The organism is Lutibacter sp., assembly GCF_030692605.1.
Lineage (GTDB): Bacteria > Bacteroidota > Bacteroidia > Flavobacteriales > Flavobacteriaceae > Lutibacter.
Map to the genome: position 1 here is coordinate 1 of NZ_JAUYUD010000085.1, position 25,321 is coordinate 25,321.

Consider the following 25,321-nt stretch of genomic DNA (forward strand, 5'->3'; position numbering starts at 1 on the left):
TCTAAGTAATGGTTAAAATTTAATGTCGTATTTAATGCCAAAATTATTCAGCACTAAATTTAATTGTTCTTTGAGGTTTTTAAAGCATTTATAAGCATCGAAATCTAGCCATTGATATTTTATTCTTCGCCACAGTATTTCTATTAAGTTTAATTCTGGAGAGTACGGTGGCAAAAAGTAAATAAAGACATCTTTTTCTTTCCATTCTTGAATTTTAGCCATAAACTTCTTTGATTTATGGATTGGCGAATTATCGAGAATTACAATCGTTTTTTTAACGGTTTGTTCTACAAAACGATTCATAAAACAGATAATTCTGTCAGAATTAAAGGTAGTTTCAAGTACTTCGAAATAAAGCTTGCTTTTACGTGTCATCAATCCAACTACATTAAGATACTTGCCTTTAGCAGCTGGCAATAACATTGGATTTTCCTTTGTTTGCCAAGCATAAGGCACATTAGGGGTAAGCCCAAAATGACTTTCATCGCCAAAATACAAATCAATATATCCGCTATCTTCCAATTTTTTAAGGGTTTCTATTTGTCCTTGTTTAAATTCAAATTGCTCTTGATTGCGTTTGCCTTTTAAAGAGAGCCGAGCCCTTTTCCAGCTATAGCCCAGTATCTTTTAAAAAATTCTGCAATGTCTTTTTGCAGATTATAATATTATGTTGCTCTTCAAAGTAAACCAATACATTTTTTAAGTTTCGATTATGAAGTTCTAATTGCTCGGAAACCTCTTTAGAATAGCTTTTTAAACGAGTTTTCGCCCCTCTTCCTTCAGCTATGGCAAGAGAATCGACCCCAATTGAATCCCAACTATTATACCAACGTTCAATCGTTCTTCTGCTGACATTAAAAATAGAGACCAAGTCCTTAATCTTATGTTTTTGATGCGATAAAACAAGGCATTGGCTACGTTTTCTTACGGTAGCATTAGGGCTATTCCGATGAAGGTATTCCAATACCTCAATCTCTTCATTTTTAAGTGTTATATATCTCATAATGAGATAAATATACGAAAATTATTATATATACGCAATAAAATACGACATTATTTTATTCTTATTACTTACAATGTCGATTCTTATTTCAACATTGATATATTTTTTGATTCTTTTACGATTGACTATACTAGAACCTAAATGGATTATTGAATTTGATTTAACACAATATTCGCAACTAAAAATAATAGGATTGGTATTTGTTTCTGTCGGATTTATTTTAGGAATTTTAGCTTTGATTGCTATGAAAAATTCTTGGAGAGTTGGAATTAGATATGACCAAAAAACCGATTTGGTTACAACAGGAATTTATAGCGTTAGTCGTAATCCTTATTTTTTATCCTATAACATTCTGATTTTTGGATACATTCTTATTTTTCCGTCATCTATCTTGATGGTTTTGTATTTAATGCTTGTTGTAGTTTTTCATAAAATGATTTTAGAAGAAGAAAAGTATTTACTATCTGTTCATAATACAGCATATATGGATTACAAAAGAAAGGTTAATCGATATTTAACGATTAAGTAAGAAATGCACGAAAGTGCAACAATGGTAAAAAAATGCTCAATTATACTAAATAGAAAAATTGCATTTTCAAGCCCTTAATTTTCTATAGCCTATACAGCTAATCCAAATCAACATTATAGAATCCACCCCGATTTTCTTTTCTTACTTTAGAAAACCGTGTGATTAAAAAAGCGGTTGTAATCAAGTTTCTGAGTTCACATAAATCGACCGAAAGTTCTGAATGGTCGTAAAGGCGTTTGTTATCTTCATATAAAATTTTTAATTTTCTTTCTGCACGCAACAAACGCTCATTAGAGCGAACGATTCCAACATAGTTACTCATAATAGTTTTTACTTCATTTCTATCATGAGTTATTAAAACTTTTTCCATATTTTTTACAACCCCGCTATCATTCCAATTTGGTATATTCTTTGGAGCCTTAATTTTGTCAAATCGTATTGCAATATTTTCAAATGCATTATGGGCATATACAATTCCTTCTAATAAAGAATTAGATGCTAATCTATTGGCGCCATGAAGTCCAGTTCTTGTTACTTCACCACAGGCATATAAATTTTTAATGGTGGTTTTTGCTTTTTTATTAACATTTACACCACCGCATATATAATGTTGTGCCGTACAAACGGGGATATAGTCTTTTCGAATATCGATGCCCAAACTCAAACATTTTTCGGTAATGTTTGGAAAGTGTTTTTTAAATGAATCATAATCTAAATGAGTGCAATCTAGGTAAAGATGCGGCATTCCACTTTTTTTTAACTCGTGGTCAATGGCTCTAGCAACGATATCACGTGATGCTAATTCTTCCCTTTCATCGTAATTTTTCATAAAACGATTACCGTAATAATCTCTTAAAATAGCACCTTCACCACGAACAGCTTCCGATATTAAGAACGCAGGGTATTCGCCTGGGTTGTATAATGCTGTTGGGTGAAATTGAATAAATTCAACATCAGAAACTTCGGCCATTGCTCTATAAGCCATTGCAATACCATCTCCAGTGGCCACGGTTGGATTGGTTGTTGTAATATATACTTGACCAATTCCTCCTGTAGCGAGCATAGTAACTTTAGCTGTTATTGTTTTTACTATTTCTTTTTGTTCATCTAAAACATAAGCCCCATAACAAGTAAATTTTTCAAGACGCTTAGTTTGTTTCTTTTTAACCTGATGCTCTGTTATAAGATCAATGGCAAAATGATGTGATAAAAAGTGTATATTTTTGGTTTTTTCTACTTGTTCAATAAGGGCATTTTCAATAGCAGCACCAGTAATATCTTTATAATGTAAAATCCGATCGTGCGAATGACCACCCTCTCTCCCTAATGAATAATTTCCGATGTTGGTTTTATCAAATGCTACCCCCCAATCAATTAATTCTTGCAATCGGGCTGGTGCATTTTCAACCACCATTTTTACAACATCTTCATCACATAATCCATCTCCTGCAATTAAAGTATCTTTTATGTGTCTTTCAAAAGAATCTACTGTATTATCCCAAACCGTTGCAATTCCACCTTGAGCATATTTGGTGTTACTTTCACTTTTTTCGCTTTTGGTGATAATGGTAACAGAAGCATCCTTGAAATGAGTTGCAATTTTAAGGGCATAGGACAAACCTGCAATTCCAGAACCTATAATTAGAAAATCAGTTTTTATTATTTTTTTATCAGCATTCATTTTAAAACAAAATAATTAGGATAATTCTAACATTCTTTCAATAGAAACCAATGCTTTTTTGCTTAATTCTTCCTCAACTTCAACAAATGGAAGTTCGTGTTTTAAACATAAATATAATTTTTTCATGGTATTCATTTTCATGTAAAAACACTCACTACAATTACAATTATCATCATCCACAGGAGCCGGAATTAAAATTTTAGTAGGTGCAACTTGTCTCATTTTATGTAAAATACCTACTTCTGTTGCAACAATAAATGTATTTGCTTTACTTGTTTTAACATAGTTTAAAAGTCCAGAAGTTGAGCCAACATATTTTGCTACTTTTAATAAATGAGCTTGAGATTCGGGATGTGCAATAATTTCTGCACCTGGATTTTCGGCATATAATTTCAATATTTTATCTATTGAAAAAGCTTCATGAACCATACAAGCACCATCCCAGAGCAACATGTCTCTCCCAGTTTTTTTGATGAGCCAAGCCCCTAAATTACGATCGGGAGCAAAAATAATAGGTTGTTCTTTTGGAATGGAATTTATAATTTTTTCAGCATTTGATGAAGTGCAAACAATATCTGTAAGTGCTTTTATTTCAGCCGAAGTATTAACATAAGAAACTACCAAATGGTTTGGATATAATTTTTTAAAAGCTGCAAACTCATTTGGCGGACAAGAGTCTGCCAACGAGCAACCCGCTTTTAAATCGGGTAATAATACTTTTTTACTAGGATTTAAAATTTTAGCAGTTTCTGCCATAAAATGTACACCTGCAAAAACAATAATATCTGCCGATGTTTTGGCTGCTTCTTGTGCTAATGCCAAACTATCTCCAACAAAATCTGCAATATCTTGTATGGCATTTTCTTGATAATAATGTGCTAAAATTATGGCGTTTTTTTCTTTTCTAAGTTTGTTTATTTCTTCTATGTAGTCAATATTTTTAGAAGTTTTAACATCTAAAAATCCTTTTTCTTGTAAGTTTTTTTTCGCTTTTTCTAAAGTAGTCATAGGATTTTTTTTGTTTAATACGACCAAATATTATACCAAACAATCGGATGAAAATCCGATTGCTTAAGTAGTTGCAAGATATAATTTCTTCTAGGGTTAGACAAAAATTCTGTTATAAATTATTCAACTTTAAATCTCCATCCAAATTTATCTTCTGCTTTATTGGTTTGAATATCTGTAATGCCTTTTTTAATAACAGAAGCATAGCTATTTTCAAGTTTTGGTAATTCAAAGGTTTCTTCTTTGTGAGAAAATCCTAATATTGGGCTAATAACAGCTGCTGTTCCAGCACCAAACATTTCTAACAATTCGCCTTTTCTAGCCGCGGCTAAAATTTCTGTAACACTAACTCTTCGAACATCTACTTTTATTCCTAGACTTTCGGCCAATTGAATAATACTTTTTCGCGTAACTCCATCTAAAATTCTGTCGCTAGTTGGCGCAGTCAATAAGGTGTCATTTACTCTAAAAAACACATTCATTGTACCAGCTTCTTCCAAATATTCGTGTGTAGATGCATCAGTCCAAACTACTTGTTGAAATCCTTTTTCTCGCGCTAATTTTGCAGGATAAAAAGAGGCGGCATAATTTCCGGCGGCTTTTGCAAAACCAACACCACCGTCAGCAGCTCTACTAAATTTATCTGCAAAAACTACTCTAACTTCACCTGCGTAATACGATTGCACAGGTGAACAAATAATCATAAATTTATAATCTGTTGAAGTTGATGCAGATACACAATTTTCTGTTCCTATAATAAATGGTCTAATGTAAAGTGAATTTCCTTCTCCTTTTTGAACCCATTCACTATCCATTTTTAATAATGTAGTAAGGCCTTCAAAAAAATACTCTTTTGGAAAAGCTGGCATATCTAAACGTTCTGCACTTATGTTAATTCTTTTTTGGTTTTGATCGGGTCTAAACAACCAAATTTGATCATCATCATCCTTATATGCTTTCATTCCTTCAAATACTGCCTGACCATAATGAAATACTTTGGAAGATGGCTCAAACAAAATTGGCTGATAAGGTCTAATTTTTGGTGTTTGCCATTCGCCATTAATAAAATCACATTCAAACATGTGATCTGTAAAAACTTGACCAAATTTTAAGTTGTTAAAATCAACCGTATCAATTTTGGATTTTGTTATTTTTTCAATTTTTAAAGCCATGCTTAATCCATATTTAGTTTGAGCAAAATTACTTAAATTTTTTAATAATGAAATTTTAATTTAGAAGTGAGCCTTACTAACTTTTTAATACATTTGTCTAAAATCATTGATATAAACAAATTATAAAATAAAATGTTGCTTAATTGTTAAATTGCCAGACAGTTATTATTATAAAATGTAAAAAAAATGCTTTTTAAAGTGAAAAAATTAACATGAAACGGGAAATACTTATAACGTCTGACGGTTCTTCTACCATACATTTACCCGAATGGGACGAAAATTATCATTCAAAACACGGCGCTATTCAAGAAGCAAAGCATGTATTTATAAAAAGTGGATTTTCATTATTCAAAAATGAAAATATTTCAATTTTAGAAATCGGATTTGGAACGGGATTAAATTGTTTTATTACTTTTTTAGAAGCAATTAAATCTAATGTTTCAGTTAATTATGCTGGAGTAGAAGCATACCCAGTTAATAATCTTGAAATTGATGCTATGAATTATGTAACTCAGTTAAATGCTAAAAATTTTGAAAATCAATTTTTAGAAATGCATCGTTGTAATTGGGAACAAAAAAACGAAATTTCATCTAATTTTCATTTAACAAAAAGGAAACAATTTTTTAGTGATATTTCTGATAATGAGTCATTTGATTTAATTTATTTTGATGCGTTTGGGGCTCGTGTTCAACCTGAACTTTGGACTGTTGATATGTTCAAAATAATGTACAATGCGCTAAAGAAAAATGGTATTTTGGTTACGTATAGCGCCAAAGGAAGTGTTAGAAGAGCACTATTAGAAGTAGGGTTTTTGGTTGAAAAATTGCCAGGGCCACCTGGAAAAAGAGAAATGTTAAGAGCTATAAAAAAATAAAAAATATGGATTTTACAAGATTTAAAAAAAGGAAAAAGCCAAGTTTTAAACGAGGTTTATTTTTAGTGGTATTGTTATTTTTGATAATTTACCTATTGCTGAATGTGGATAGTATTATTGCAAACTTGTTTGGATAAAAATAGTATTATTTAAATTTTCTTCCCTTCCATTCGTAGTTTTTAAATTGTGAAAAAAGACCAATATAAACTATAAAAAAAGGGTATACTAAACTAATTATTAAAAAATATCGCAACGATTTTTTGTTGTTCAAAAATTGTGCTGTTTGGCGAATAATTAAAAAATCGATTAGTAGTTTTGAAAAGTAGATAAATAATGCAGCTATTAAATAGTAGTGATTACTAAAAGATAAAAGAAGCAGTAAAATAAGTGAAAAATTAATTGTAAAAACAAGTAATCCAACTCCTTTTGAAAAAATACTTTGATAAGAAGATGTTTTACTGGCCCATCTCAATTGCTGATTTATAAATTTATTATAACTAATTTCAGCATTAGTTTGCACCATTGAGTCTTTTGATTTTAAAAACTTCGTTTTTAATGGATAAACTGCATTGATTTTTTCCATTAAAAAAACATCATCGCCGCTTACAGTTTTTAAGTTTCCTTCAAACCCGTTTATTTTTTGAAAAATATATTTATTGTAACACAAATTTGCCCCATTGCACATTAATGGTTGCTGAACCCCAAAACTTCCAATAGAGCTTCCAATTAAACTTAAAAAATGAAGGTTTTGAAAATGAAAAAGAAATGAAGTTTTTGCAATAAAATTAACTGGTGCGCTTATAAAATAGGGTTGTTCGTCTATTATAAACTGATTAAATAATTGAAGCCAATTTTCAGGAACAATGCAATCAGCATCTGTAGTAACAATCCATTGATGGCTAGAAACAGTTATTGCGTTATTAATAGCATCTTTTTTAGGAGATGTTGAAAACCGTTTATTATCAATAATTTTAATTTGTAATATCGAATTTTCTTCAGCAAAATGATTAAGAATTGATTTAAAATTATCTGTTGAATCGTCATTCACAAAAATGATTTCAAATAATGAGAAAGGATAATTTATACTTTTAAGTGATTGAAGAATGGTTGGTAAATTTTCTGCCTCATTTCTAAAAGGAATTATTATAGAAAAAGAAGTTAAGGGAGCGTACTTTTTATTTATAACTTTTTTAACCTGTAAAAAACCATATAAATAATAAGATATTAACCCAAAATACAGGATGGTTATAAGCATAGCTACGGCTATCATACTTCTTTATTTAATTTAAAATTCAGCACAAAAACACTTCCAATTAGTGCAGGAATAGCAACATTTAAAATCCACATTAGAGTGGTTACAAAAATAATTGTAAGCTCACTAACTGAAGAAAAACTAAAAACATATAATGCTACAGAGCCTTTTATGGCCCAATCAAATAATGCAATACTAGGAATAATCGAAGCTAAAAAATACATACAAAAAATAAGGAATATCAATGTAAAATAACTTGCTTCGACATTAAATAATAGTAATAAAAAATAAAATTGATGAGAAAATATAATATAACGTAATAGAGAATAACCAAAAATGGTATATATGGTTTTGGAATCTATCTTTTTAATAAATAATGCAATTTTATCAATATAAAATCTGCCAATTTTTATAAGGCCAATTTTCTTTCTGAATAAAAAAAGAACAAACAAAAAAATAGCTAGATAGAGCCATAATTCATAGTTCAAAAAAGGGATGGAAGTATCAAAATAATTTCTGAAATAGCGCATTCCAATGATACCAAAAAGAACGGTAACAAACATTTGCATCAAGTTTCCTATAAGGTTTAAGAAGAGAATTTTTTTTCTTTCATTTTTCGAAAAATAGATGGCTTTTACACCATATTCTCCAATGCGGTTTGGAGTAATTATTGAAGCGGTTAAAGATGCTAAACATTGTTCATACGACTCTAAAAAGGTAATTTTTTTTATTACCGCTACTAATTTTTGCCATTTTAAAAACTCAAAAATTAAATTAAAATCGGTGAGTAATAAAATAAATAACAAATACCATAAGTTGGTGCCAAATGCCAAAACTAATTGTTCTTTTAGTTGAGATAATGAGGCAGTAGGGTTTTGTGCCAATTTTTGGTATATAAATAAGATAGCAATTAAAACAATTGCAAACTTAATTAACGTAAATAGCAGATGTTTGTATTTGTTCAAGTTATTGTACATTTGGTTTTACAAATTAACAACTAATTGAGTTCAGAAAAAATCATATTAGGAATTGATCCTGGAACCACTATTATGGGTTTTGGATTGATAAAGATCGTGAATAAAAACATGGAATTGATTCAGATAGGTGAATTAATTCTAAAAAAATATGACGATCACTATATGAAACTCAAAGTTATTTTTGAACGAACCATTCAAATTATTGAAGAATATCATCCTGATGAAATTGCTATAGAGGCACCTTTTTTTGGTAAAAATGTGCAATCCATGTTAAAACTAGGCAGAGCACAAGGTGTTGCTATGGCAGCAGGACTCTCTCGTGAGATTCCAATAACAGAATATTCTCCAAAAAAGATAAAAATGGCTATTACTGGCAATGGAAATGCAAGTAAAGAGCAAGTTGCAAAAATGTTGCAAAACTTATTAAAATTAAAAACCTTGCCCAAAAATCTTGATGCAACAGATGGCTTAGCTGCGGCTGTTTGCCATTTTTACAATAGTGGCAATATCTCAACCGATAAAAATTACACAGGATGGGATGCCTTTGTAAAACAGAATGGGAAAAGAGTAAATGGTTAATTAAATGAGCACGTCACACTCATAGGTTTCAAATTTTTTCTCGATGAGAATATCCCTATGTTCATGAAATAGATGATGCTCTTTTGATGCTTCCATTTTCAATTTATCTTCTCTAGAATTCCAATATTCTAATAAATAATATTTTTCCTCATCATTTCGGTCTTTAAAAATGTGGAAATGGTCCAAACCAGCAGGTTTTGCTTCTGTTAATTCTTCAAAGGTTTGTAACTCAACAAATGAGATTCCTTCACCTTTTTTTACCTTGAATGATACAATGTGTACGTACATATTATGTCTATTTTCTCAAAGTTACAAATCAATTCAATATAAAATAGTAACAAAAATCACTTTTTAAAGAATAATTAAAAAACGTACATTTATCACTTAAAATTCAGTAAAAAATGGCAGGCATATATATCCATATTCCTTTTTGCAAACAGGCTTGTTATTACTGCGATTTCCATTTTTCCACTTCGTTAAAGAATAAAAATGGCATGCTTAACGCCATTAAAGCTGAACTTTTAATGAGGAAATTGGAATTTGAAAGTGAAATAGTTGAGTCAATTTATTTAGGCGGAGGAACACCATCTATACTAACGATTGACGAATTAAGATTGCTGATTGCTACTATTTATGAAAATTATAATGTTTCAAAAAATGCTGAAATAACATTGGAAGCCAATCCAGACGATTTAACCGCTGATAAAATAAAAGCATTATCCCATTTACCAATAAATAGGTTAAGCATTGGAATTCAATCTTTTTTTGAAGATGATTTAAAATTTATGAATAGGGCACATAATGCCCAAGAATCAAAAAAATGTTTAACAGAAGCCATCAAGTATTTCGATAATATTACCATCGATTTAATTTATGGCGTTCCAAATATGACGAATGAAAAATGGCTCGAAAATTTAAAAATTGCATTTGAATATAACGTGCCACATATTTCGAGTTACGCTTTAACAGTTGAAGAAAAAACAGCTTTACATAATTTTATATTGAAAGGAAAAGTTTCCCCATTGGATGAAAATGTAACATTTGAACATTTTAATATTTTAGTTGAAGAAACTGAAAAACAAGGTTTTGTACAGTATGAAATATCTAATTTTGGGAAACCCAATTATTTTTCAAAACACAATACTTCATATTGGTTAGGTGAAAAATATATTGGAATTGGGCCATCTGCACATTCCTTTAACAGAATGGAAAGGGCTTGGAATATTTCTAATAACGCTAAATATATGGAAGCTATTGAAAAAAATAAATTACCATTAGAAGTTGAAAAACTCACTTTAAATAATAATTTTAATGAGTGTATTATGACTGGACTTAGAACTATTTGGGGGATTTCATACCAAAAAATTGAAACAGAATTTGGAGCGTGTTATTTACAACAATTAAAAGAAAATGCGCAGCCCTTTATTGAAAAAGGATTGTTAGAAGTTCAAATGCATTCTTTTTCAAGTAGCACTTTAGTTACCACTAAAAAAGGCAAATTTTTAGCTGATGGAATTGCAAGTGATTTGTTTATAATTTAATTTTTGAATAATGAACATCGAAGAATTTAGAGAATATTGTTTGTCAAAAAAATATGTAACGGAATGTTTTCCTTTTGATGAAAAAACCTTAGTGTTTAAAGTGGCTGGAAAAATGTTTGCGCTTTCCGGTTTAGAACATCAGCCTGCTACAGTTAATTTAAAATGTGATCCGGAAAGAGCTGTAGAGCTAAGAGAAGAATACAGTGATATCATTGAGGGATTTCATATGAGCAAAATTCATTGGAACACCATAACTATTGAAGGAGGTTTGTCAAATAAATTAATTATAGAATTAATAGACCATTCTTATAATTTGGTTGTAAAAGGAATGACTAAAAAAATGCAAAAAGAATTGGGTTTTTTATGGTGCTGAAAGGTTAAAGGTAAAAGTTTAAAGGTGAAAAGTAAAAGGTAAAAGTCTAAGAATAGAAATTCCCCTCTTGAGAGGGGTTAGGGGGTGTGTTTACTACGACTAAGACTTTTTTAACCCATTTCTTTTTTTTTCTTTCCTCTTTCCTCTTTTTTGGAATATGGAATTTATAACTGCTTTTTTCTAAAATCTGAAGGAGTGATTCCTTTAATAGATTTAAATTTACGGTTAAAATTGGCTAAATTGTTAAATCCAGATTTGTAAGAAACTTCTGTAATATTTAAGTCGTTGTTTTTGGTAAGTAATTTACAAGCACTACCAATTCTAATATCAATTAAAAAATTTACAAATGTTTTATTGGTACGCTGTTTAAAATACCTGCAAAACGCATTGGGAGTCATATTTGCAATATTTGAAACATCTTGAAGTGTAATTTCTTTATGATAATTGTTCATGGTATATTGAAAAATATCACTCATTCTTTTTCCTTCATCACCATTATATTTTTTTAAATTAATTAGGGAGGAAAGCGTTCTACGCTCACTATCGGCAATTAAATTCAATAGTTCTAAGAATGAAATAAATTGATCGTATTTTGTTAACTCGTTAATTTTTGCAATTTGGTAAGTTAAGGTAGATCTATTCGAAATTACTTCAAAACCAAGACCAATGTCATTAAAAAAGGATTGAAAATGTTGAAATTCGGGTAAATTAAAAAATACTTCGCCAAATGAATTTTTTGTAAAAAATAATGATATCATCTGAGTTTCTTCAACAAACGTATAGTCTCTTTTAAAAATGTGGGGTAGGTTTTCGCCTATTACAAAAACGTCATTTTCTTTAAATTCGCCAATGCAATCTCCGATAAAATAGGTGCCTTCACCTTTAAGAATTGCACAAATCTGAATTTCATCATGCTGATGTAATTTTTCGTAAAACGAATCGCCAATATATTCTTGAACGTATAAGGTTACGTTTGCTGGCTTTGGAATTTTAAATGGTAATACCTTCATTTTAATAATATTTAAATCAATATTATTCTATTATTTTGTAAAAGTATAATAAATAAGGTAATATAATACTACTAATTGTTAAAAAATCAGAACGATAGCCATTAAACTTATTCTAAATTTGTTAAAAGTACATTATTATGAGCATACTATGGGAGGGTGTAATGCCAGCGGTTACTACAAAATTTACGAAAAGTGATGAATTAGATATACCAAATTTTGAAATTAATATACGAGCGCAAATAGCGGCAGGAGTTAATGGAATAGTTCTTGGGGGAACATTGGGTGAAGCAAGTACATTAACAAATCTTGAAAAAAGGACACTTATTTTAAAAACGATTGAACTAGTGGAAGGTAAAATTCCTGTAATTATAAACATTGCGGAACAATCTACTAAAAGTGCAATTGAAGCTGCTAAAAATGCTCAAGAATATGGAGCTAATGGTTTAATGTTATTACCACCAATGCGCTATAAAGCAGATGCACACGAAACCGTAACATATTTTAAAAGAGTTTCTGAATCTACAAATCTACCAATTATGATTTATAACAATCCGGTAGATTATGGTATTGAGGTTACCTTAGACATGTTTGCAGCATTGGAAGAGTGCGAAAACATTCAAGCTGTTAAAGAATCTACTAGAGATATTTCAAATATTACCAGAATGAGAAATCGTTTTGGCAACCGTTTTAAAATTTTATGTGGGGTAGATACACTAGCCTTAGAAAGTTTAATAATGGGGGCAGATGGTTGGGTTGCCGGGTTGGTTTGTGCTTTTCCTGCCGAAACCGTTGCTATTTATAAATTAGCAAAAGCAGGAAAAATAAAAGAGGCAATTGCAATAAATAGCTGGTTTTTACCATTGTTAGAGTTAGATATAAACACTAAATTAGTGCAAAATATTAAATTGGCAGAAGTTGCTACTGGTATTGGAACCGAAAATGTTCGAGAGCCACGTTTGCCATTAATTGGTAAGGAAAGATCGCATGTTTTGTCAATTATTGAGAGAAGTTTAAAAACCAGACCAATACTACCAAACTATAAAAATTTGTAGTTTTTAAATTTGGGTGTTACCGCAAGCGGTCGTGCTTTTGGCTTTATCTTTTTACTATGTAAAAAGGATATCGCCGCAATCACTATCACAATACAAGTTAAAAGAATGATTTAATTGTCATAATAGAGCGTTAATTTTAATATACATCCGTAATAAATATCAAATTATGAAAAGAAGAAACTTTGTAAAACTAGGTGGTGCACTAGCTGGTAGTTCTCTAATTCCTATAAATGCCTACTCTTTAGGAAACGGATTAAATAAGGAAACGGCAGGAAATCAAATCGATTTTATTTATGATGGGATTAGATTATCTCCGATTGAATATACCCAATTGTTGTTGAGGTTGGTTGATGAAGGAAAAGTAAAGACTGATGATTACTCTAATGGTGGGGTTGTAGAAGAATTAGAAGAAAGTTTTGCTAAACAGTTAGGAAAGGAGGCTGCTGTTTTTATGCCCACGGGTACTTTAGCCAACCATATAGCAGTGCGAGAATTGGCTAAAGAAAGACGAAAGATAATTGTTCAGGAGCAAAGTCATTTATACAACGATTCAGGAGATTGCTGTCAAACACTAAGTAACCTAAACTTAATTCCTTTAGGAAAGGATACTGCAAATTTTACCATTAATGAAGTTGAACAAGTAATTACCAAAATTCAATCTGGAAGAGTAGAAACACATGTTGGGGCAATAGTGATAGAATCACCAGTGAGACGAAAAAACGATGTTATGTTTGGAATTGATAATATTAAGACTATTGCTTCGTATGCTCAAAAAAACAATATCAAAATGCACATGGACGGTGCTCGTTTATTCGTGGAGGCAGCACATACAGGAGTTAAGCCAGAGCTCTATAGTCAATATTTTGACACAATATATACTTCAATGTATAAATGCTTTAACTCCCCTTCTGGTGCAATTTTGGCGGGTTCAAAAGAATTCACTGAAAATCTTTTTCATACCAGGAGAATGTTCGGTGCAGGTTTACCGGCTTCATGGCCATTTGCAGCGATTGCTTTACATTATGCCGATTATTTTGAACATGAATATAAAAAAAGCTGGGATAATGCGCAGTTATTTTTTGAGGAAGTCACAGCGGATGAGCGTTTCAAATTAGAAAAATATGAGAATGGAACACATATGGTGCGTTTAAATATTAACCATTCTAATCTTAAAGGATTTATTGCCAAATTGAAAGAACATAATATATTTTTAACATCACCTGATGACAAAGGTGTTACGTTGAAAATTAATCCTACAATTAATAAAGAAGACCCCAAAGAATTAGCCTCGGTTTTTATTAAGTGTTTAAACCAAACCAATTAATACTAAAGACAACAATAACTAAAAAATATTTTGAGATTCAATAAAATGTTTTAAAAATAAAAATTTTAAAAACCTGATAAAACGAATAGAAGAACAACACATGATTACAGGGAAAAATTACATAGGAAATTTATTATCATCCATAGGAAATACAACTTATAAAACATTTAATCCACAAACAAATACCGAAAATGGCGTTCTATTTCATGAAGCATCAGGTATAGAAATTGAACAAGCAATTGAATTAGCTTCTGAAGCATTTGTAACATTTAGAGATGTTTCAGGAACGAAAAAAGCTGAATTTTTAAATGAAATAGCCAATGAAATAGAAGGCTTAGGAGATGAGTTAATTAAAACGTATTGTTTAGAATCTGGTTTGCCCGAAGGTAGAGCCATAGGAGAAAGAGGAAGGACAGTTTTTCAATTAAGATCGTTCGCTAATTTGGTAAAAGAAGGCTCTTGGGTTGAAGCAACTATTGATACTGCCGATTTAAACCGACAACCAATTCCAAAAGTAGACATTCGTAAAATGTTAATACCACTTGGGCCAGTGGTGGTTTTTGGAGCAAGTAATTTTCCGTTAGCCTATTCAACTGCAGGAGGTGATACTGCTGCGGCATTTGCAGCGGGCTGTCCAGTAATCGTAAAATCGCATCCAATGCATGCTGGAACAGGTGAATTAGTTGCTTTTGCAATTATAAAGGCAGCTTCAAAAACAGGAATGCCAAATGGCGTTTTTTCGAATTTAAATAGTAGTGGCATTGAAGTTGGAGCAAAATTAGTAAAACACTCAGGCATAAAGGCAGTTGGATTTACAGGAAGTATTCGTGGAGGTAGAGCCCTTTATGATATGGCTTCACAACGAGAAGAACCAATTCCAGTTTTTGCCGAAATGGGAAGTGTTAATCCAGTAATAATTTTACCAGAAGCAGCCAAAAGTAAGGGTGCTGAATGGGCAAAAACCTATGCGGGTTCAATTACATTAGGATCCGGACAGTTTTGTACAAATCCAGGTTTAATTTTAGGAATAAAAGGGAATGAATTAATAAATTTCATTGAAGTTTTATCTGAAGAAATTGTGAAAATAGAACCAACCTGTATGCTTCATCCTAACATTATTAGTGCTTATGAAATACATAAAGCAAAAATGTTAGCTCAAAAAGGATTACAAACAACCGCAACTTTTGAAAAAGAAGTTCCAAAAAATTATGGTCGTCAGGCAATTACAACTGTTGAAGGTATTACGTTTTTAAAAAATACAAATTTGCATCAAGAAGTTTTTGGGCCTTTTTCCATGATAGTTCAATGTGAAAACGTAGCTCAATTAGAAGAAATTATTTCAAAATTAGAAGGGCAATTAACAGGTACTATTTTAGGAGAGAATGATGAGGTTAAAAAATACACCAAAGTTGTAAGTGCACTTCAAAATAGAGTTGGACGCATTATTTTTAATGGGGTGCCAACAGGAGTAGAAGTTTGTGCTGCCATGGTTCACGGTGGACCTTATCCTGCTTCAACCGATAGCAGATTTACGGCTGTTGGAACTGAATCTATTAAACGTTGGGTTAGACCTTTTAGTTTTCAAAGTTGGCCAAATGAGTTGCTTCCAAACGAATTAAAAAATGAAAACCCACTTGGAATTTCAAGAGTTGTTGATGGCAAAATAACGACTCACAAACTATAAAAAAAACTCGCTTATGAATTATTTAAAATCGTTTCTACTACTAGGTTTCATTTTAATAATAAGTTGTAATTCAAAAGATAATTCATCAGAAGAGTTAACGAAAATTATTGCAATTATTGAAAATCATGAAGGTTATAATAAAAAGGAATATCCTTTAGGGTTATTTACAAAGGAATATTATAAAAATGAAGCTGATTTTGCACAAAGTCAACTAAATGAGTTGAGCGAAATTAAACTGGATAATTTATCAGAATCCGAACAAATTACGTTGGAGTTATTGCAATTTACGTTACAAGAAACAATTGATTTTTATAAGTTTGAGGCCTATTTGAATCCACTGTTATCAGATGCTGGTTTTCATACAAGTTTACCTTATGAAGTACGAAATTTTTCTACCCATAAACAATATGTAGATTATTTAAATAAATTAAATGCCATTCCTACATTTGTTTCTCAGCACATAGCGTTAATTCGTGAAGGATTGGAGAAAGGAATTTCACAACCTAAAATAATTTTCAACAATTTTGAAGATACTTATAATAGTCAAATTATTGAAAATTTTGAGGATAGTTTTTATTATTCACCATTTAAAAATATGCCTTCTATTATTTCTGTTCAACAAAAAGACTCGTTGTTAATGGCTGCTAAAATTGCCGTTGAAACCAATGTTATTCCACAGTTTAAAGTCATCAAATATTTTTTTGAGAATGAATATTTTGTAAAAACTAGAGCAACAGGAGGTGTTTCTAATCAGACTAATGGTAATGAATATTACCAAAACCGAGTAAATTATTATACAACTTCAACTATTTCAGCCGAGGAAGTGCATCAAATTGGCTTAAAAGAAGTTGCACGAATTAAAGCAGAAATGCAAAAAATAATCGACACATTAAATTTTAAAGGGTCATTTGAAAATTTTTTAGCTTTTTTAAGAACTGATGAACAGTTCTACGCAAAAACAGGAGATGAATTGTTAAAAGAAGCTCGAAATATTTCTAAAAAAATTGATGCTCAATTACCAAAATATTTTATCACATTACCTCGTAAACCTTATGGTGTTGCTCCAGTACCTGAAGTTATTGCTCCAAAATACACTGGAGGAAGATACAATCCACCAGGAGATAATAGTACAGAACCGGGGTATTATTGGGTAAATACTTATAATTTAAAAAGCAGACCACTTTATATTTTACCTTCATTAACATTGCACGAAGCCGTTCCCGGACATCATTTGCAAATGAGTTTGAATAGTGAATTAGGTGATGAAATTCCTAAATTTAGACGCAATTTATATTTATCTGCGTATGGAGAAGGCTGGGGATTGTACTCAGAATTTTTAGGTAATGATATGGGAATTTACACAACACTTTATGAAAATTTCGGAAAATATACCTACGAGATGTGGCGAGCCTGTAGATTGGTTGTTGATACCGGAATTCATGTTAAAAATTGGACACGAGAACAAGCAGTAGAATATTTAAAATCTAATACAGCGTTATCTCTTCACGAAGTTAATACTGAAATTGATCGTTATATTTCTTGGCCTGGACAAGCATTATCGTACAAAATTGGAGAATTAAAAATTCGAGAACTTCGAAAATTAGCTGAAAAAGAATTAGGCGAAAAATTCGATATTCGTCAATTTCACGAAATTATTTTAGAACAAGGTACTGTTACGTTGGCCATTTTAGAAAAAAGAATTCATAACTATATTGAAAAAACAAAAAATGGGTAGAGAAACTTTTTTTTGTATTGATGCCCATACTTGTGGAAATCCGGTTCGTGTAGTAACTGGTGGAGGTCCAAATTTAGTTGGTGCAACTATGAGTGAAAAACGACAACACTTCTTAAAAGAATTTGATTGGATTCGAAAAGGATTGATGTTTGAGCCTAGGGGGCACGATATGATGAGCGGGAGCATTTTATTTCCGCCACATAACAAGGAAAATGATTTTTCTATTTTATTTATTGAAACTTCCGGTTGTTTGCCAATGTGTGGTCACGGAACTATTGGGACAATAACAATTGCAATAGAAGAAGGTTTGATAATTCCAAAAATTCCTGGAAAAATAAAAATGGAAGCACCAGCTGGACTTGTCCAAATTGAATACCAACAAACAGGCAAAAAAGTAGATTGGGTTAAATTAACCAATGTAAAATCCTATTTGGCAGCTGAAAATTTAACCGTTGAATGTCCAGAATTGGGTGAACTAACTTTCGATGTTGCTTACGGAGGAAATTATTACGCCATTGTTGATCCACAAAAAAACTTTAGTGGGGTTCACAATTTCAGGGCAAGTAAATTAGTACAATATTCACAAGTTATCAGAACACTTATCAATGAAAAATATCCAAATATGTTTATTCATCCTGAAAATGACACTATTAGAGCTGTGAGTCATATTATGTGGACAGGAAATCCAATTGATCCAACTTCTTCTGGAAGAAATGCTGTTTTTTATGGTGACAAAGCCATAGATCGATCGCCTTGCGGCACAGGAACATCGGCGCGAATGGCACAATTGTATGCGAAAGGCAAATTAAAACTTGGAGAAGAATTTATCCATGAAAGTTTTATTGGCTCTAAATTTATTGGAAAAATAGTAGAAGAAACAATCTTGGATAATAAAATAGCTATAATTCCAAGTATTCAAGGCTGGGCAAAAATATATGGATATAATACCATCATTATTGATGAGGAAGATGATCCTTATGCACACGGATTTCAAGTATTATAAATAGATAAGATTGAAAGTTAGAAAGTTGAAAAGTCAAATAAATAATTATACGATTAAATAAGAAAAAATTGAAAAAGATCATTATTATTGGGGGTGGAATTATAGGATTGAGTTCTGCCTATTATTTATTAAAGGAAGGTTATACCGTTACTGTTATAGATCAGTATGATATTTCTTCAGGGGCTTCTTTTGTAAACGCAGGCTATGTTTCTCCAAGCCATGTAATTCCGTTAGCAGCACCAGGAATGATATCAATGGGTATTAAAATGATGTTTAATGCTGCAAGTCCGTTTTATTTAAAACCGAGAATTAATCTAGATTTATGGAAATGGGCGTGGGCGTTTAATAAATCATGTACCATTGAAAATGTTAAAAGGGGAGCGCCAGTAATTAAAGATATAGCCGTTTTCAGCAGAACTCTTTTTGAAGAAATGAAAGAAAATAAAGTGTTCGATTTTCATTTTGAAAAAAAAGGAATTTTAATGTGTTACCAATCTGCAAAGTTTGAAGACAAAGAAGCATATTTAGCTGAAGTTGCAACAGAACAAGGACTTGAAGTGAAGCATATTTCAAAAGATAAATTAAAGGAAATGGAACCGGAAATGGAGGCAAATGGCGCATATCATTATTTGTGTGACGCTCATACAATTCCAGATGATTTTATGTTAGAATTTAAAAACTATTTAACGAAACAGGGTGTGAAGTTTTATCTGAATCAACCCGTGTTGGGATTTGATAAAAAAGGTACTAAAATTAAAAATGTAAAAATAGAAAATAAAAACATTGATTGTGATGAAATTGTTATTGCCGCAGGAAGTTGGAGTCCCGCTTTAGTAAAAATGTTAGAAATTAATTTATTGGTTCAAGCTGGTAAAGGGTATCGAATAAATGTTGCTAGAGAAACAAATATTAAGTATCCTTCTATTTTAACCGATGTAAATACTGCTGTTACACCAATGAATGGTTTCACAAGGTTTGGTGGTACTATGGAAATTGTGGGTATTTCATCTCATATTAATAAAATAAGAGTCCATCAAATTGCGAAAAACGCAAAAATATTTTATCCAAATGTGAATATTAATAGAGCTGAAATGGAAAATGCAGCTTGTGGATTAAGACCTGTTTCACCAGATGGTTTACCATTTATAGGAAGAACAAAAAAATATTCAAATGTTTGTATTGCTACGGGGCATGCCATGATGGGCTGGACTATGGGACCAGCAACAGGTAAGTTAATTTCAGAAATTGTTTCAGAAAAACAATCAACTTTAAATTTAGAACCTTTTTCTGTTGACAGAAAATATTAAATAGAACGATGAAATTTTATAAACCCCTTATTTTATTTATTGCAATATGTTTTTCAATGGTTTCTTGCCGAGTTGTTAAGCTAGATTCCATTGAAATTTTAACTTTTGAGCAAAAATTGGAGAATCTTTTTCCAAATGCTGAAATTACTAAAATAGAATCAAAAGATCATTTTGTTCAGGATTTTCAGTTGGTTTTAAATCAACCACTAGATCATAAAAATATTGCTGCTGGAACTTTTAAACACTATGTTTATATTTCGCACCATAGCGAAAAGTCACCAACTGTTCTTGTAACTGAAGGGTATAATGCTGTTCCTCATACCTATGAATTATCTAAAATATTAAAGTCTAATCAGGTTCAGGTTGAGTACCGTTTTTATGGAAAATCTAAACCAGATTCCATTCCTTGGAACTTTTTAAAAAATGATTTGGCTGTTGAAGATTATCATCAATTGGTTACAAAAATGAAAGAATTATATACCCAAAAATGGATTTCAACTGGGATTAGTAAAGGAGGTGAAACCGTTTTAATTTATAAATCTAAATATCCGTATGATATGGATGTGGCTGTGGCCTACGTTGCGCCATTAATTAATACTCAGGAAGATGAGAGAACTCAAAATCATATTGAGACCATTGGAACTGAAGAATGTAGGGATAAAATACGTCAATTTCAACGATTGGTTTTAGAACAAAGAGTTGTAGTTTTAGATGAAATAATGCAATATGCTTCAGATAATAATAGGTTTTTTACAGAACTTTCCATAGATGAGGCTTTAGAATATGCAGTACTAGAATTTCCATTTTCTTTTTGGCAATGGGGTGGCAATTGCAATGAAATTCCTACAAAAAATGATACATCAAAAAGGTTTTTCGACTATTTAAATTCAATTGTTGGAATCGATTTTTATAATGATGCTACATACTTGGAGTTACTACCTTCTTATTACCAGCATTGGACAGAATTGGGTTATTATGGGTTTGATATTACTCCAGTTATAGATTTATTAAAAGTGGTTCATCATCCAACAAATGTGCGTTTTGCACCAAAAAATGTAGATTTAACATATAATCCAAATTATATAAAAGAAGTTCGAGATTTTGTTGAAAATAGAGGAAATAAAATTATTTATATTTATGGCGAATTGGACACATGGAGTGCTTGTTCACCAACAATAAAGCCACATGTTAATGCGTTAAAAATGGTTTTAAAAGGAGGATCCCATAAAACAAGAATTGCCGATTTTCCTGAAGAAGATCAGCAATTAATTTATGATAAATTACAAACTTGGTTGGGATATAATGTTACTATATACCCTTTACAATAGGATTATAAAAACAGAATTTAGTCTAACCTAAAGGCGTTTTTTATTTGATTTATATAATCTAATTTTTCCCACGTAAATAATTCAACGTTTACTATTTTTTCGGTACCATCTACATTGGTAAAAGTTTTTGTGACAGTTTCATTTTCACGACCCATATGACCGTATGCGGCAGTTTCTAAATACATTGGCTGACGTAATTTTAAACGTTTTTCAATGGCTGATGGTCTCATGTCAAATAGTTGCTCCACTTTTTCTGAAATTTCACCATCAGAAAGATTCACATTAGAAGTTCCATAAGTATTAATATAAATTCCCATTGGCTTAGCTTCACCAATAGCATATGAAACCTGAATTAATATTTCATCAGCAACACCTGCAGCAACCATGTTTTTTGCAATATGGCGTGTTGCATAAGCGGCACTTCTATCAACCTTGCTTGAATCTTTTCCTGAAAATGCTCCACCACCATGAGCTCCTTTTCCACCATAAGTATCTACTATAATCTTCCGTCCTGTTAAACCAGTATCTCCATGAGGTCCGCCAATTACAAATTTCCCAGTTGGATTTACGTGATACACAATAGAATCATTAAATAATGCTTTAATTGAAGCCGGTAATTTTGAAATAACTCTTGGAATTAAAATAGTAATTATATCACTTTTAATTTTAGCCAGCATTGCTTCATCGGTTGGTCCAAAATCGTCATGCTGAGAAGAAACAACGATGTCTTTAATTCTAAAAGGCACATTATCATCTGTATATTCAATGGTAACTTGGCTTTTAGAGTCTGGACGCAAATAGGTAATTTCGTTATTTTCACGTCTTAATTCAGCGAGTTCTTGTAATATTTTATGACTTAAATCTAATGCCAAAGGCATATAGTTTTCAGTTTCTCTGGTCGCATAACCAAACATCATTCCTTGGTCACCAGCTCCTTGATCTTCTTTGTTGGCTCTGTCAACTCCTTGATTTATATCCTGAGACTGTTCGTGAATTGCAGAAAAAACACCACAAGAATTTCCATCGAACATATATTCACTTTTGGTGTAACCAATTTTATTGATAACATCTCTGGCTATTTTTTGAACGTCTAAATAAGTATTCGATTTAACTTCACCAGCCAACACAACTTGACCAGTAGTTACCAAAGTTTCGCAGGCAACCTTAGAATTTTCATCAAAAGCTAAAAAATTATCAACTAAAGCGTCAGAGATTTGATCGGCTACTTTGTCTGGATGTCCTTCTGAAACGGATTCAGATGTAAATAAATATGGCATATTAATAGTTTTATTTTAAGATGAAAAACATATTAATTGATTTGCTAAAAGGCTAAAAGAAGTAAATACATTACTGCTTTAGCATTTTTTTATGAGGTTGCAATCAGTTCAAATTTTTCCTCTAATTATTTCGTGTGCAAAGTTATAAAAATTTAAAAATTAAATAGCCATTTAATGCTAAATAATTTATAATATTTTTTATAATAGGTTGATATAAGTTCCGACAAAGAGAACTAAAAGTAGATTTGAAATAAAAAAAATAGCAGTAATATTAATAAGTACAGTACTGTTCTTCAGTTGCTCAAATAGTGATGATATGGAAAATACAGATATGATAAATACTTTGAATCCTGGGTTTTTTGTAATGGGTGACTTTATTGCCGAGTTCACCCAACTTCTGGAAAAGCATCGGTTAATTCGGACAAAACAATACTAACTTTTACAAATTTTAAAACTGATAATGGGCCAAAATTACTAGTTTATTTAGCAACAGATACCAATTCAACCCAATACATTAATCTAGGCGATTTAAAAGGAATTTCAGGAAACTTTTCCTATACGATTCCTGCCAATACAGATTTCGAAAAATATAAAATAGTAAATATTTGGTGTGTGGATTTTTTAGTGAGTTTTGGTACTGCTGAATTAAAATAATTACTTAATTTTTTGGAAATTAAAAAAATGTGTTTACATTTGCCCTAACAAAACAAGTAAAAAATGAAATTTAATTTAAACATAATGTGTTGTTTGATGTGTAAAATTTACACAGAGGCTACTATTGTTTAAAATTTAATAATTTAAAATATATGTAAAAACCTCTGAAATTTCAGAGGTTTTTTATTTTCAAAAAAGAGGATAAAATGGATATTATTTTCAAAAAAAATAAAGTTAACTGTTGTTGTATGGCAATGCAAATGATGCATAACACAATGCAATGGTATTACCTAAATTGAATGGAGTAAATAAATCAATCCTGATTAAAGTCCCTTTGGTAATATCGAAACCAAAGGGACTTTTTTTACTTCAAAAACTTAAAATTTAAACAATAAAAAATAAAAAAATGAGCACACAAAAATTTTCAACAAAAGCGTTACACGCAGGACACGATACAACTAAAACAGCAGGAACAAGAGCAGTTCCAATTTATCAAACAACTTCGTATGTTTTTAACGATACGGAACATGCTGCAAATTTATTTTCATTAAAAGAATTAGGATTTATTTATACACGATTAAACAATCCAACAAATGATATTTTACAGCAGCGTTTGGCTGCCATTGAAGGAGGAATAGGAGCAGTGGTTTTTGCTTCAGGAACTTCAGCAATTTCGACAGGATTATTAACGTTATTAAAAGCAGGTGATCATATTGTAGCTTCAAGTAGTTTATACGGAGGAACGTTTACCTTGTTAAATGTTACGTTGCCAAGATTAGGAATTACAACTACGTTTGTAGATGCATCAAATCCTGAAAATTTTAAGAATGCTGTTAAAGATAATACAAGAGCCTTTTTTGTGGAATCTTTAGGAAATCCAAAATTAGATGTGTTAGATTTAGAAGCAATTGCTAAACATTCTAAAGCAGCTGGAGTGCCATTTATTGTCGACAATACTGTTGCAAGTCCGGCTTTATTAAACCCAATAAAACATGGGGCAAATTTGGTGATTCATTCATTAACAAAATATATTGGCGGACAAGGAAATTCGTTAGGTGGTGCTATTATTGATGCGGGAACTTTTGATTGGACAAATGGAAAATTTCCAGAGTTTACAGAACCTTCTGCTGGTTATCACGGACTTGTTTACAGTGAAGCTTTAGGTGCTGCAGCTTTTATATTTAAATTAATTTTAGAAGGATTACGAGATTTTGGTGGCGCTTTAAGTCCATTCAATGCATTTCAAATTATTCAAGGTTTAGAAACTTTACCAGTTCGTATCAAACAACATAGCGCAAATGCCTTGGAATTAGCGCATTGGTTAGAAAGCAGAGAAGAAGTAGCTTGGGTAAATTACCCTGGGTTAGAAAGTAGCAAATACAATACTTTGGCGAAAAAGTATTTACCTAATGGGCAAAGCGGATTAGTTACTTTCGGCGTAAAAGATGGTTTTGAGGCAGCTAAAAAAGTGACAGATGCGACTCAACTATTTTCGCTACTGGCAAATATAGGTGACACAAAATCTTTAATTATTCATCCAGCAAGTACCACGCATCAACAATTAAGTGTTGAGCAGCAATCAGCTGCAGGTGTAACTCAAGATTTAATCAGACTTTCTGTTGGGCTCGAAGATATTGATGATTTAAAGCAAGATTTACAAGAGGCTTTTAAAAATGTTAGAGAATTAGAGAATTAAATTTTGAAGAAAAGTATTGTGAGAGAAATTATTTAAACGTTAATTTGCCACTTAGTTCATAAACTTATTGACTATTGTTATCAAGAAAGGCAGAGGGATTAGACCCATTGAAGCCTTAGCAACCCTTTATATTGTAAAGAAGGTGCTAAATTCTACCCATTTTGGATAGATAACTAAACGTAATTACTTAGTTGTAATTTCTGCCATTTCTCATAACACTATTTTTTAAGAATTAACAAGCCAAAAATTTGATTATTGATC

At 31.3% G+C, this 25,321-nt stretch carries 23 protein-coding genes, 1 pseudogene and 1 riboswitch; of the genes and pseudogenes, 14 read left to right on the forward strand and 10 right to left on the reverse strand.

Going from position 1 to position 25,321, the window contains the following annotated elements:
- Nucleotides 1–12: 12 nt before the first annotated feature.
- Both Q8S45_RS07915 and Q8S45_RS07920 read right to left on the reverse strand, forming a co-directional pair.
- Entirely contained in the window at nucleotides 13–624 is a 612-nt protein-coding gene (locus Q8S45_RS07915) for an IS630 family transposase (RefSeq protein ID WP_371133003.1), read from the reverse strand.
- Nucleotides 611–1,003, reverse strand: a complete 393-nt coding sequence (locus Q8S45_RS07920; RefSeq protein ID WP_305603342.1) for a helix-turn-helix domain-containing protein — start codon at nucleotides 1,001–1,003, stop codon at nucleotides 611–613. Before Q8S45_RS07920 ends, Q8S45_RS07915 begins: the two co-directional genes overlap by 14 nt.
- A 121-nt stretch (nucleotides 1,004–1,124) precedes the next feature.
- Between Q8S45_RS07920 and Q8S45_RS07925 the strand changes: the two genes are divergently transcribed.
- Nucleotides 1,125–1,532 carry an isoprenylcysteine carboxylmethyltransferase family protein gene (locus Q8S45_RS07925; RefSeq protein ID WP_305603344.1) on the forward strand — a complete coding sequence of 136 codons (408 nt, stop codon included), beginning with the start codon at nucleotides 1,125–1,127 and terminating at the stop codon, nucleotides 1,530–1,532.
- Nucleotides 1,533–1,629: 97 nt separating this feature from the next.
- On the opposite strand, the gene nadB is transcribed toward Q8S45_RS07925, so the two are convergent.
- The 3 genes from nadB to Q8S45_RS07940 all read right to left on the reverse strand — a co-directional run bounded on the left by nadB (nucleotide 1,630) and on the right by Q8S45_RS07940 (nucleotide 5,393).
- On the reverse strand, nucleotides 1,630–3,213 hold the full coding sequence (gene nadB / locus Q8S45_RS07930) for an L-aspartate oxidase (protein WP_305603347.1): 1,584 nt from the start codon (nucleotides 3,211–3,213) through the stop codon (nucleotides 1,630–1,632).
- A gap of 15 nt (nucleotides 3,214–3,228) precedes the next feature.
- Nucleotides 3,229–4,221 (reverse strand): quinolinate synthase NadA, encoded by a 993-nt coding sequence (gene nadA, locus Q8S45_RS07935; protein WP_305603350.1) that lies wholly within the window; start codon nucleotides 4,219–4,221, stop codon nucleotides 3,229–3,231.
- A gap of 119 nt (nucleotides 4,222–4,340) precedes the next feature.
- On the reverse strand, nucleotides 4,341–5,393 hold the full coding sequence (locus Q8S45_RS07940) for a branched-chain amino acid aminotransferase (protein WP_305603353.1): 1,053 nt from the start codon (nucleotides 5,391–5,393) through the stop codon (nucleotides 4,341–4,343).
- Between the two features lie 212 nt (nucleotides 5,394–5,605).
- On the opposite strand from Q8S45_RS07940, the gene mnmD reads away from it, so the two are divergent.
- Nucleotides 5,606–6,268, forward strand: a complete 663-nt coding sequence (mnmD, locus tag Q8S45_RS07945; RefSeq protein WP_305603355.1) for a tRNA (5-methylaminomethyl-2-thiouridine)(34)-methyltransferase MnmD — start codon at nucleotides 5,606–5,608, stop codon at nucleotides 6,266–6,268.
- A 145-nt stretch (nucleotides 6,269–6,413) separates the two neighbouring features.
- Here the strand turns inward: mnmD and Q8S45_RS07950 are convergent, their stop codons facing one another.
- Nucleotides 6,414–7,538, reverse strand: coding sequence for a glycosyltransferase (locus Q8S45_RS07950; RefSeq protein ID WP_305603358.1), 1,125 nt, complete (start codon nucleotides 7,536–7,538; stop codon nucleotides 6,414–6,416).
- Complete coding sequence (locus Q8S45_RS07955) at nucleotides 7,535–8,485, reverse strand: lysylphosphatidylglycerol synthase domain-containing protein (protein ID WP_305603361.1); 951 nt, start codon at nucleotides 8,483–8,485, stop codon at nucleotides 7,535–7,537. The genes Q8S45_RS07950 and Q8S45_RS07955 overlap by 4 nt, the downstream gene beginning before the upstream one ends.
- 36 nt (nucleotides 8,486–8,521) lie before the next feature.
- Here Q8S45_RS07955 and ruvC point away from each other — a divergent pair, with 36 nt between their 5' ends.
- Entirely contained in the window at nucleotides 8,522–9,076 is a 555-nt protein-coding gene (gene ruvC, locus Q8S45_RS07960) for a crossover junction endodeoxyribonuclease RuvC (RefSeq protein ID WP_305603363.1), read from the forward strand.
- Here ruvC and Q8S45_RS07965 read toward each other — a convergent pair whose 3' ends face one another.
- Nucleotides 9,077–9,364 carry an antibiotic biosynthesis monooxygenase gene (locus tag Q8S45_RS07965; RefSeq protein WP_305603366.1) on the reverse strand — a complete coding sequence of 96 codons (288 nt, stop codon included), beginning with the start codon at nucleotides 9,362–9,364 and terminating at the stop codon, nucleotides 9,077–9,079.
- Nucleotides 9,365–9,477: 113 nt separating this feature from the next.
- Here Q8S45_RS07965 and hemW point away from each other — a divergent pair, with 113 nt between their 5' ends.
- Together hemW and Q8S45_RS07975 are read left to right on the forward strand one after the other, a co-directional pair.
- The gene (gene hemW / locus Q8S45_RS07970) at nucleotides 9,478–10,617 is read left to right on the forward strand and encodes a radical SAM family heme chaperone HemW (RefSeq protein ID WP_305603368.1); all 1,140 of its coding nucleotides are present in this window, start codon (nucleotides 9,478–9,480) and stop codon (nucleotides 10,615–10,617) included.
- 10 nt (nucleotides 10,618–10,627) lie between these two features.
- Complete coding sequence (locus Q8S45_RS07975; RefSeq protein ID WP_305603369.1) at nucleotides 10,628–10,990, forward strand: MmcQ/YjbR family DNA-binding protein; 363 nt, start codon at nucleotides 10,628–10,630, stop codon at nucleotides 10,988–10,990.
- Nucleotides 10,991–11,154: 164 nt separating this feature from the next.
- On the opposite strand, the gene Q8S45_RS07980 is transcribed toward Q8S45_RS07975, so the two are convergent.
- Nucleotides 11,155–12,000, reverse strand: coding sequence for an AraC family transcriptional regulator (locus Q8S45_RS07980; RefSeq protein ID WP_305603371.1), 846 nt, complete (start codon nucleotides 11,998–12,000; stop codon nucleotides 11,155–11,157).
- A gap of 137 nt (nucleotides 12,001–12,137) precedes the next feature.
- Between Q8S45_RS07980 and Q8S45_RS07985 the strand changes: the two genes are divergently transcribed.
- From Q8S45_RS07985 to Q8S45_RS08015, 7 genes are all read left to right on the forward strand, one after another.
- Nucleotides 12,138–13,052: a dihydrodipicolinate synthase family protein gene (locus Q8S45_RS07985; protein WP_305603374.1), complete on the forward strand. Its 915-nt coding sequence runs from the start codon at nucleotides 12,138–12,140 to the stop codon at nucleotides 13,050–13,052.
- A gap of 166 nt (nucleotides 13,053–13,218) precedes the next feature.
- Complete coding sequence (locus Q8S45_RS07990; RefSeq protein ID WP_305603377.1) at nucleotides 13,219–14,376, forward strand: low specificity L-threonine aldolase; 1,158 nt, start codon at nucleotides 13,219–13,221, stop codon at nucleotides 14,374–14,376.
- Nucleotides 14,377–14,476: 100 nt separating this feature from the next.
- On the forward strand, nucleotides 14,477–16,060 hold the full coding sequence (locus tag Q8S45_RS07995) for an aldehyde dehydrogenase (NADP(+)) (protein WP_305603379.1): 1,584 nt from the start codon (nucleotides 14,477–14,479) through the stop codon (nucleotides 16,058–16,060).
- Between the two features lie 13 nt (nucleotides 16,061–16,073).
- Nucleotides 16,074–17,795: a DUF885 family protein gene (locus Q8S45_RS08000; protein WP_305603382.1), complete on the forward strand. Its 1,722-nt coding sequence runs from the start codon at nucleotides 16,074–16,076 to the stop codon at nucleotides 17,793–17,795.
- Nucleotides 17,788–18,798 carry a 4-hydroxyproline epimerase gene (locus Q8S45_RS08005; protein ID WP_305603384.1) on the forward strand — a complete coding sequence of 337 codons (1,011 nt, stop codon included), beginning with the start codon at nucleotides 17,788–17,790 and terminating at the stop codon, nucleotides 18,796–18,798. Before Q8S45_RS08000 ends, Q8S45_RS08005 begins: the two co-directional genes overlap by 8 nt.
- Before the next feature lie 68 nt (nucleotides 18,799–18,866).
- Nucleotides 18,867–20,105, forward strand: coding sequence for an FAD-binding oxidoreductase (locus Q8S45_RS08010; RefSeq protein ID WP_305603387.1), 1,239 nt, complete (start codon nucleotides 18,867–18,869; stop codon nucleotides 20,103–20,105).
- A 56-nt stretch (nucleotides 20,106–20,161) separates the two neighbouring features.
- Nucleotides 20,162–21,433 (forward strand): S28 family serine protease, encoded by a 1,272-nt coding sequence (locus Q8S45_RS08015; protein ID WP_305603390.1) that lies wholly within the window; start codon nucleotides 20,162–20,164, stop codon nucleotides 21,431–21,433.
- A gap of 17 nt (nucleotides 21,434–21,450) precedes the next feature.
- Here Q8S45_RS08015 and metK read toward each other — a convergent pair whose 3' ends face one another.
- Nucleotides 21,451–22,710, reverse strand: a complete 1,260-nt coding sequence (gene metK, locus Q8S45_RS08020) for a methionine adenosyltransferase (RefSeq protein WP_305603392.1) — start codon at nucleotides 22,708–22,710, stop codon at nucleotides 21,451–21,453.
- A 399-nt stretch (nucleotides 22,711–23,109) separates the two neighbouring features.
- Between metK and Q8S45_RS13975 the strand changes: the two are divergent.
- Nucleotides 23,110–23,364 (forward strand): annotated as a pseudogene (locus Q8S45_RS13975) (DM13 domain-containing protein); the annotation flags it as partial.
- A 406-nt stretch (nucleotides 23,365–23,770) separates the two neighbouring features.
- Nucleotides 23,771–25,060 carry an O-acetylhomoserine aminocarboxypropyltransferase/cysteine synthase family protein gene (locus Q8S45_RS08025; RefSeq protein WP_305603394.1) on the forward strand — a complete coding sequence of 430 codons (1,290 nt, stop codon included), beginning with the start codon at nucleotides 23,771–23,773 and terminating at the stop codon, nucleotides 25,058–25,060.
- Between the two features lie 74 nt (nucleotides 25,061–25,134).
- Nucleotides 25,135–25,236: riboswitch (SAM riboswitch) on the forward strand.
- The last annotated feature ends 85 nt before the right edge of the window (nucleotides 25,237–25,321 follow it).

Coding starts and splice junctions, on each gene's coding strand:
- Q8S45_RS07920 (WP_305603342.1), bottom strand. CDS start 1,003: ATGAGATATATAACACTTAAAAATGAAGAGATTGAGGTATTGGAATAC.
- nadB (WP_305603347.1), bottom strand. CDS start 3,213: ATGAATGCTGATAAAAAAATAATAAAAACTGATTTTCTAATTATAGGT.
- nadA (WP_305603350.1), bottom strand. CDS start 4,221: ATGACTACTTTAGAAAAAGCGAAAAAAAACTTACAAGAAAAAGGATTT.
- Q8S45_RS07940 (WP_305603353.1), bottom strand. CDS start 5,393: ATGGCTTTAAAAATTGAAAAAATAACAAAATCCAAAATTGATACGGTT.
- mnmD (WP_305603355.1), top strand. CDS start 5,606: ATGAAACGGGAAATACTTATAACGTCTGACGGTTCTTCTACCATACAT.
- Q8S45_RS07950 (WP_305603358.1), bottom strand. CDS start 7,538: ATGATAGCCGTAGCTATGCTTATAACCATCCTGTATTTTGGGTTAATA.
- Q8S45_RS07965 (WP_305603366.1), bottom strand. CDS start 9,364: ATGTACGTACACATTGTATCATTCAAGGTAAAAAAAGGTGAAGGAATC.
- hemW (WP_305603368.1), top strand. CDS start 9,478: ATGGCAGGCATATATATCCATATTCCTTTTTGCAAACAGGCTTGTTAT.
- Q8S45_RS07975 (WP_305603369.1), top strand. CDS start 10,628: ATGAACATCGAAGAATTTAGAGAATATTGTTTGTCAAAAAAATATGTA.
- Q8S45_RS07980 (WP_305603371.1), bottom strand. CDS start 12,000: ATGAAGGTATTACCATTTAAAATTCCAAAGCCAGCAAACGTAACCTTA.
- Q8S45_RS07985 (WP_305603374.1), top strand. CDS start 12,138: ATGAGCATACTATGGGAGGGTGTAATGCCAGCGGTTACTACAAAATTT.
- Q8S45_RS07990 (WP_305603377.1), top strand. CDS start 13,219: ATGAAAAGAAGAAACTTTGTAAAACTAGGTGGTGCACTAGCTGGTAGT.
- Q8S45_RS07995 (WP_305603379.1), top strand. CDS start 14,477: ATGATTACAGGGAAAAATTACATAGGAAATTTATTATCATCCATAGGA.
- Q8S45_RS08000 (WP_305603382.1), top strand. CDS start 16,074: ATGAATTATTTAAAATCGTTTCTACTACTAGGTTTCATTTTAATAATA.
- Q8S45_RS08005 (WP_305603384.1), top strand. CDS start 17,788: ATGGGTAGAGAAACTTTTTTTTGTATTGATGCCCATACTTGTGGAAAT.
- Q8S45_RS08015 (WP_305603390.1), top strand. CDS start 20,162: ATGGTTTCTTGCCGAGTTGTTAAGCTAGATTCCATTGAAATTTTAACT.
- metK (WP_305603392.1), bottom strand. CDS start 22,710: ATGCCATATTTATTTACATCTGAATCCGTTTCAGAAGGACATCCAGAC.
- Q8S45_RS08025 (WP_305603394.1), top strand. CDS start 23,771: ATGAGCACACAAAAATTTTCAACAAAAGCGTTACACGCAGGACACGAT.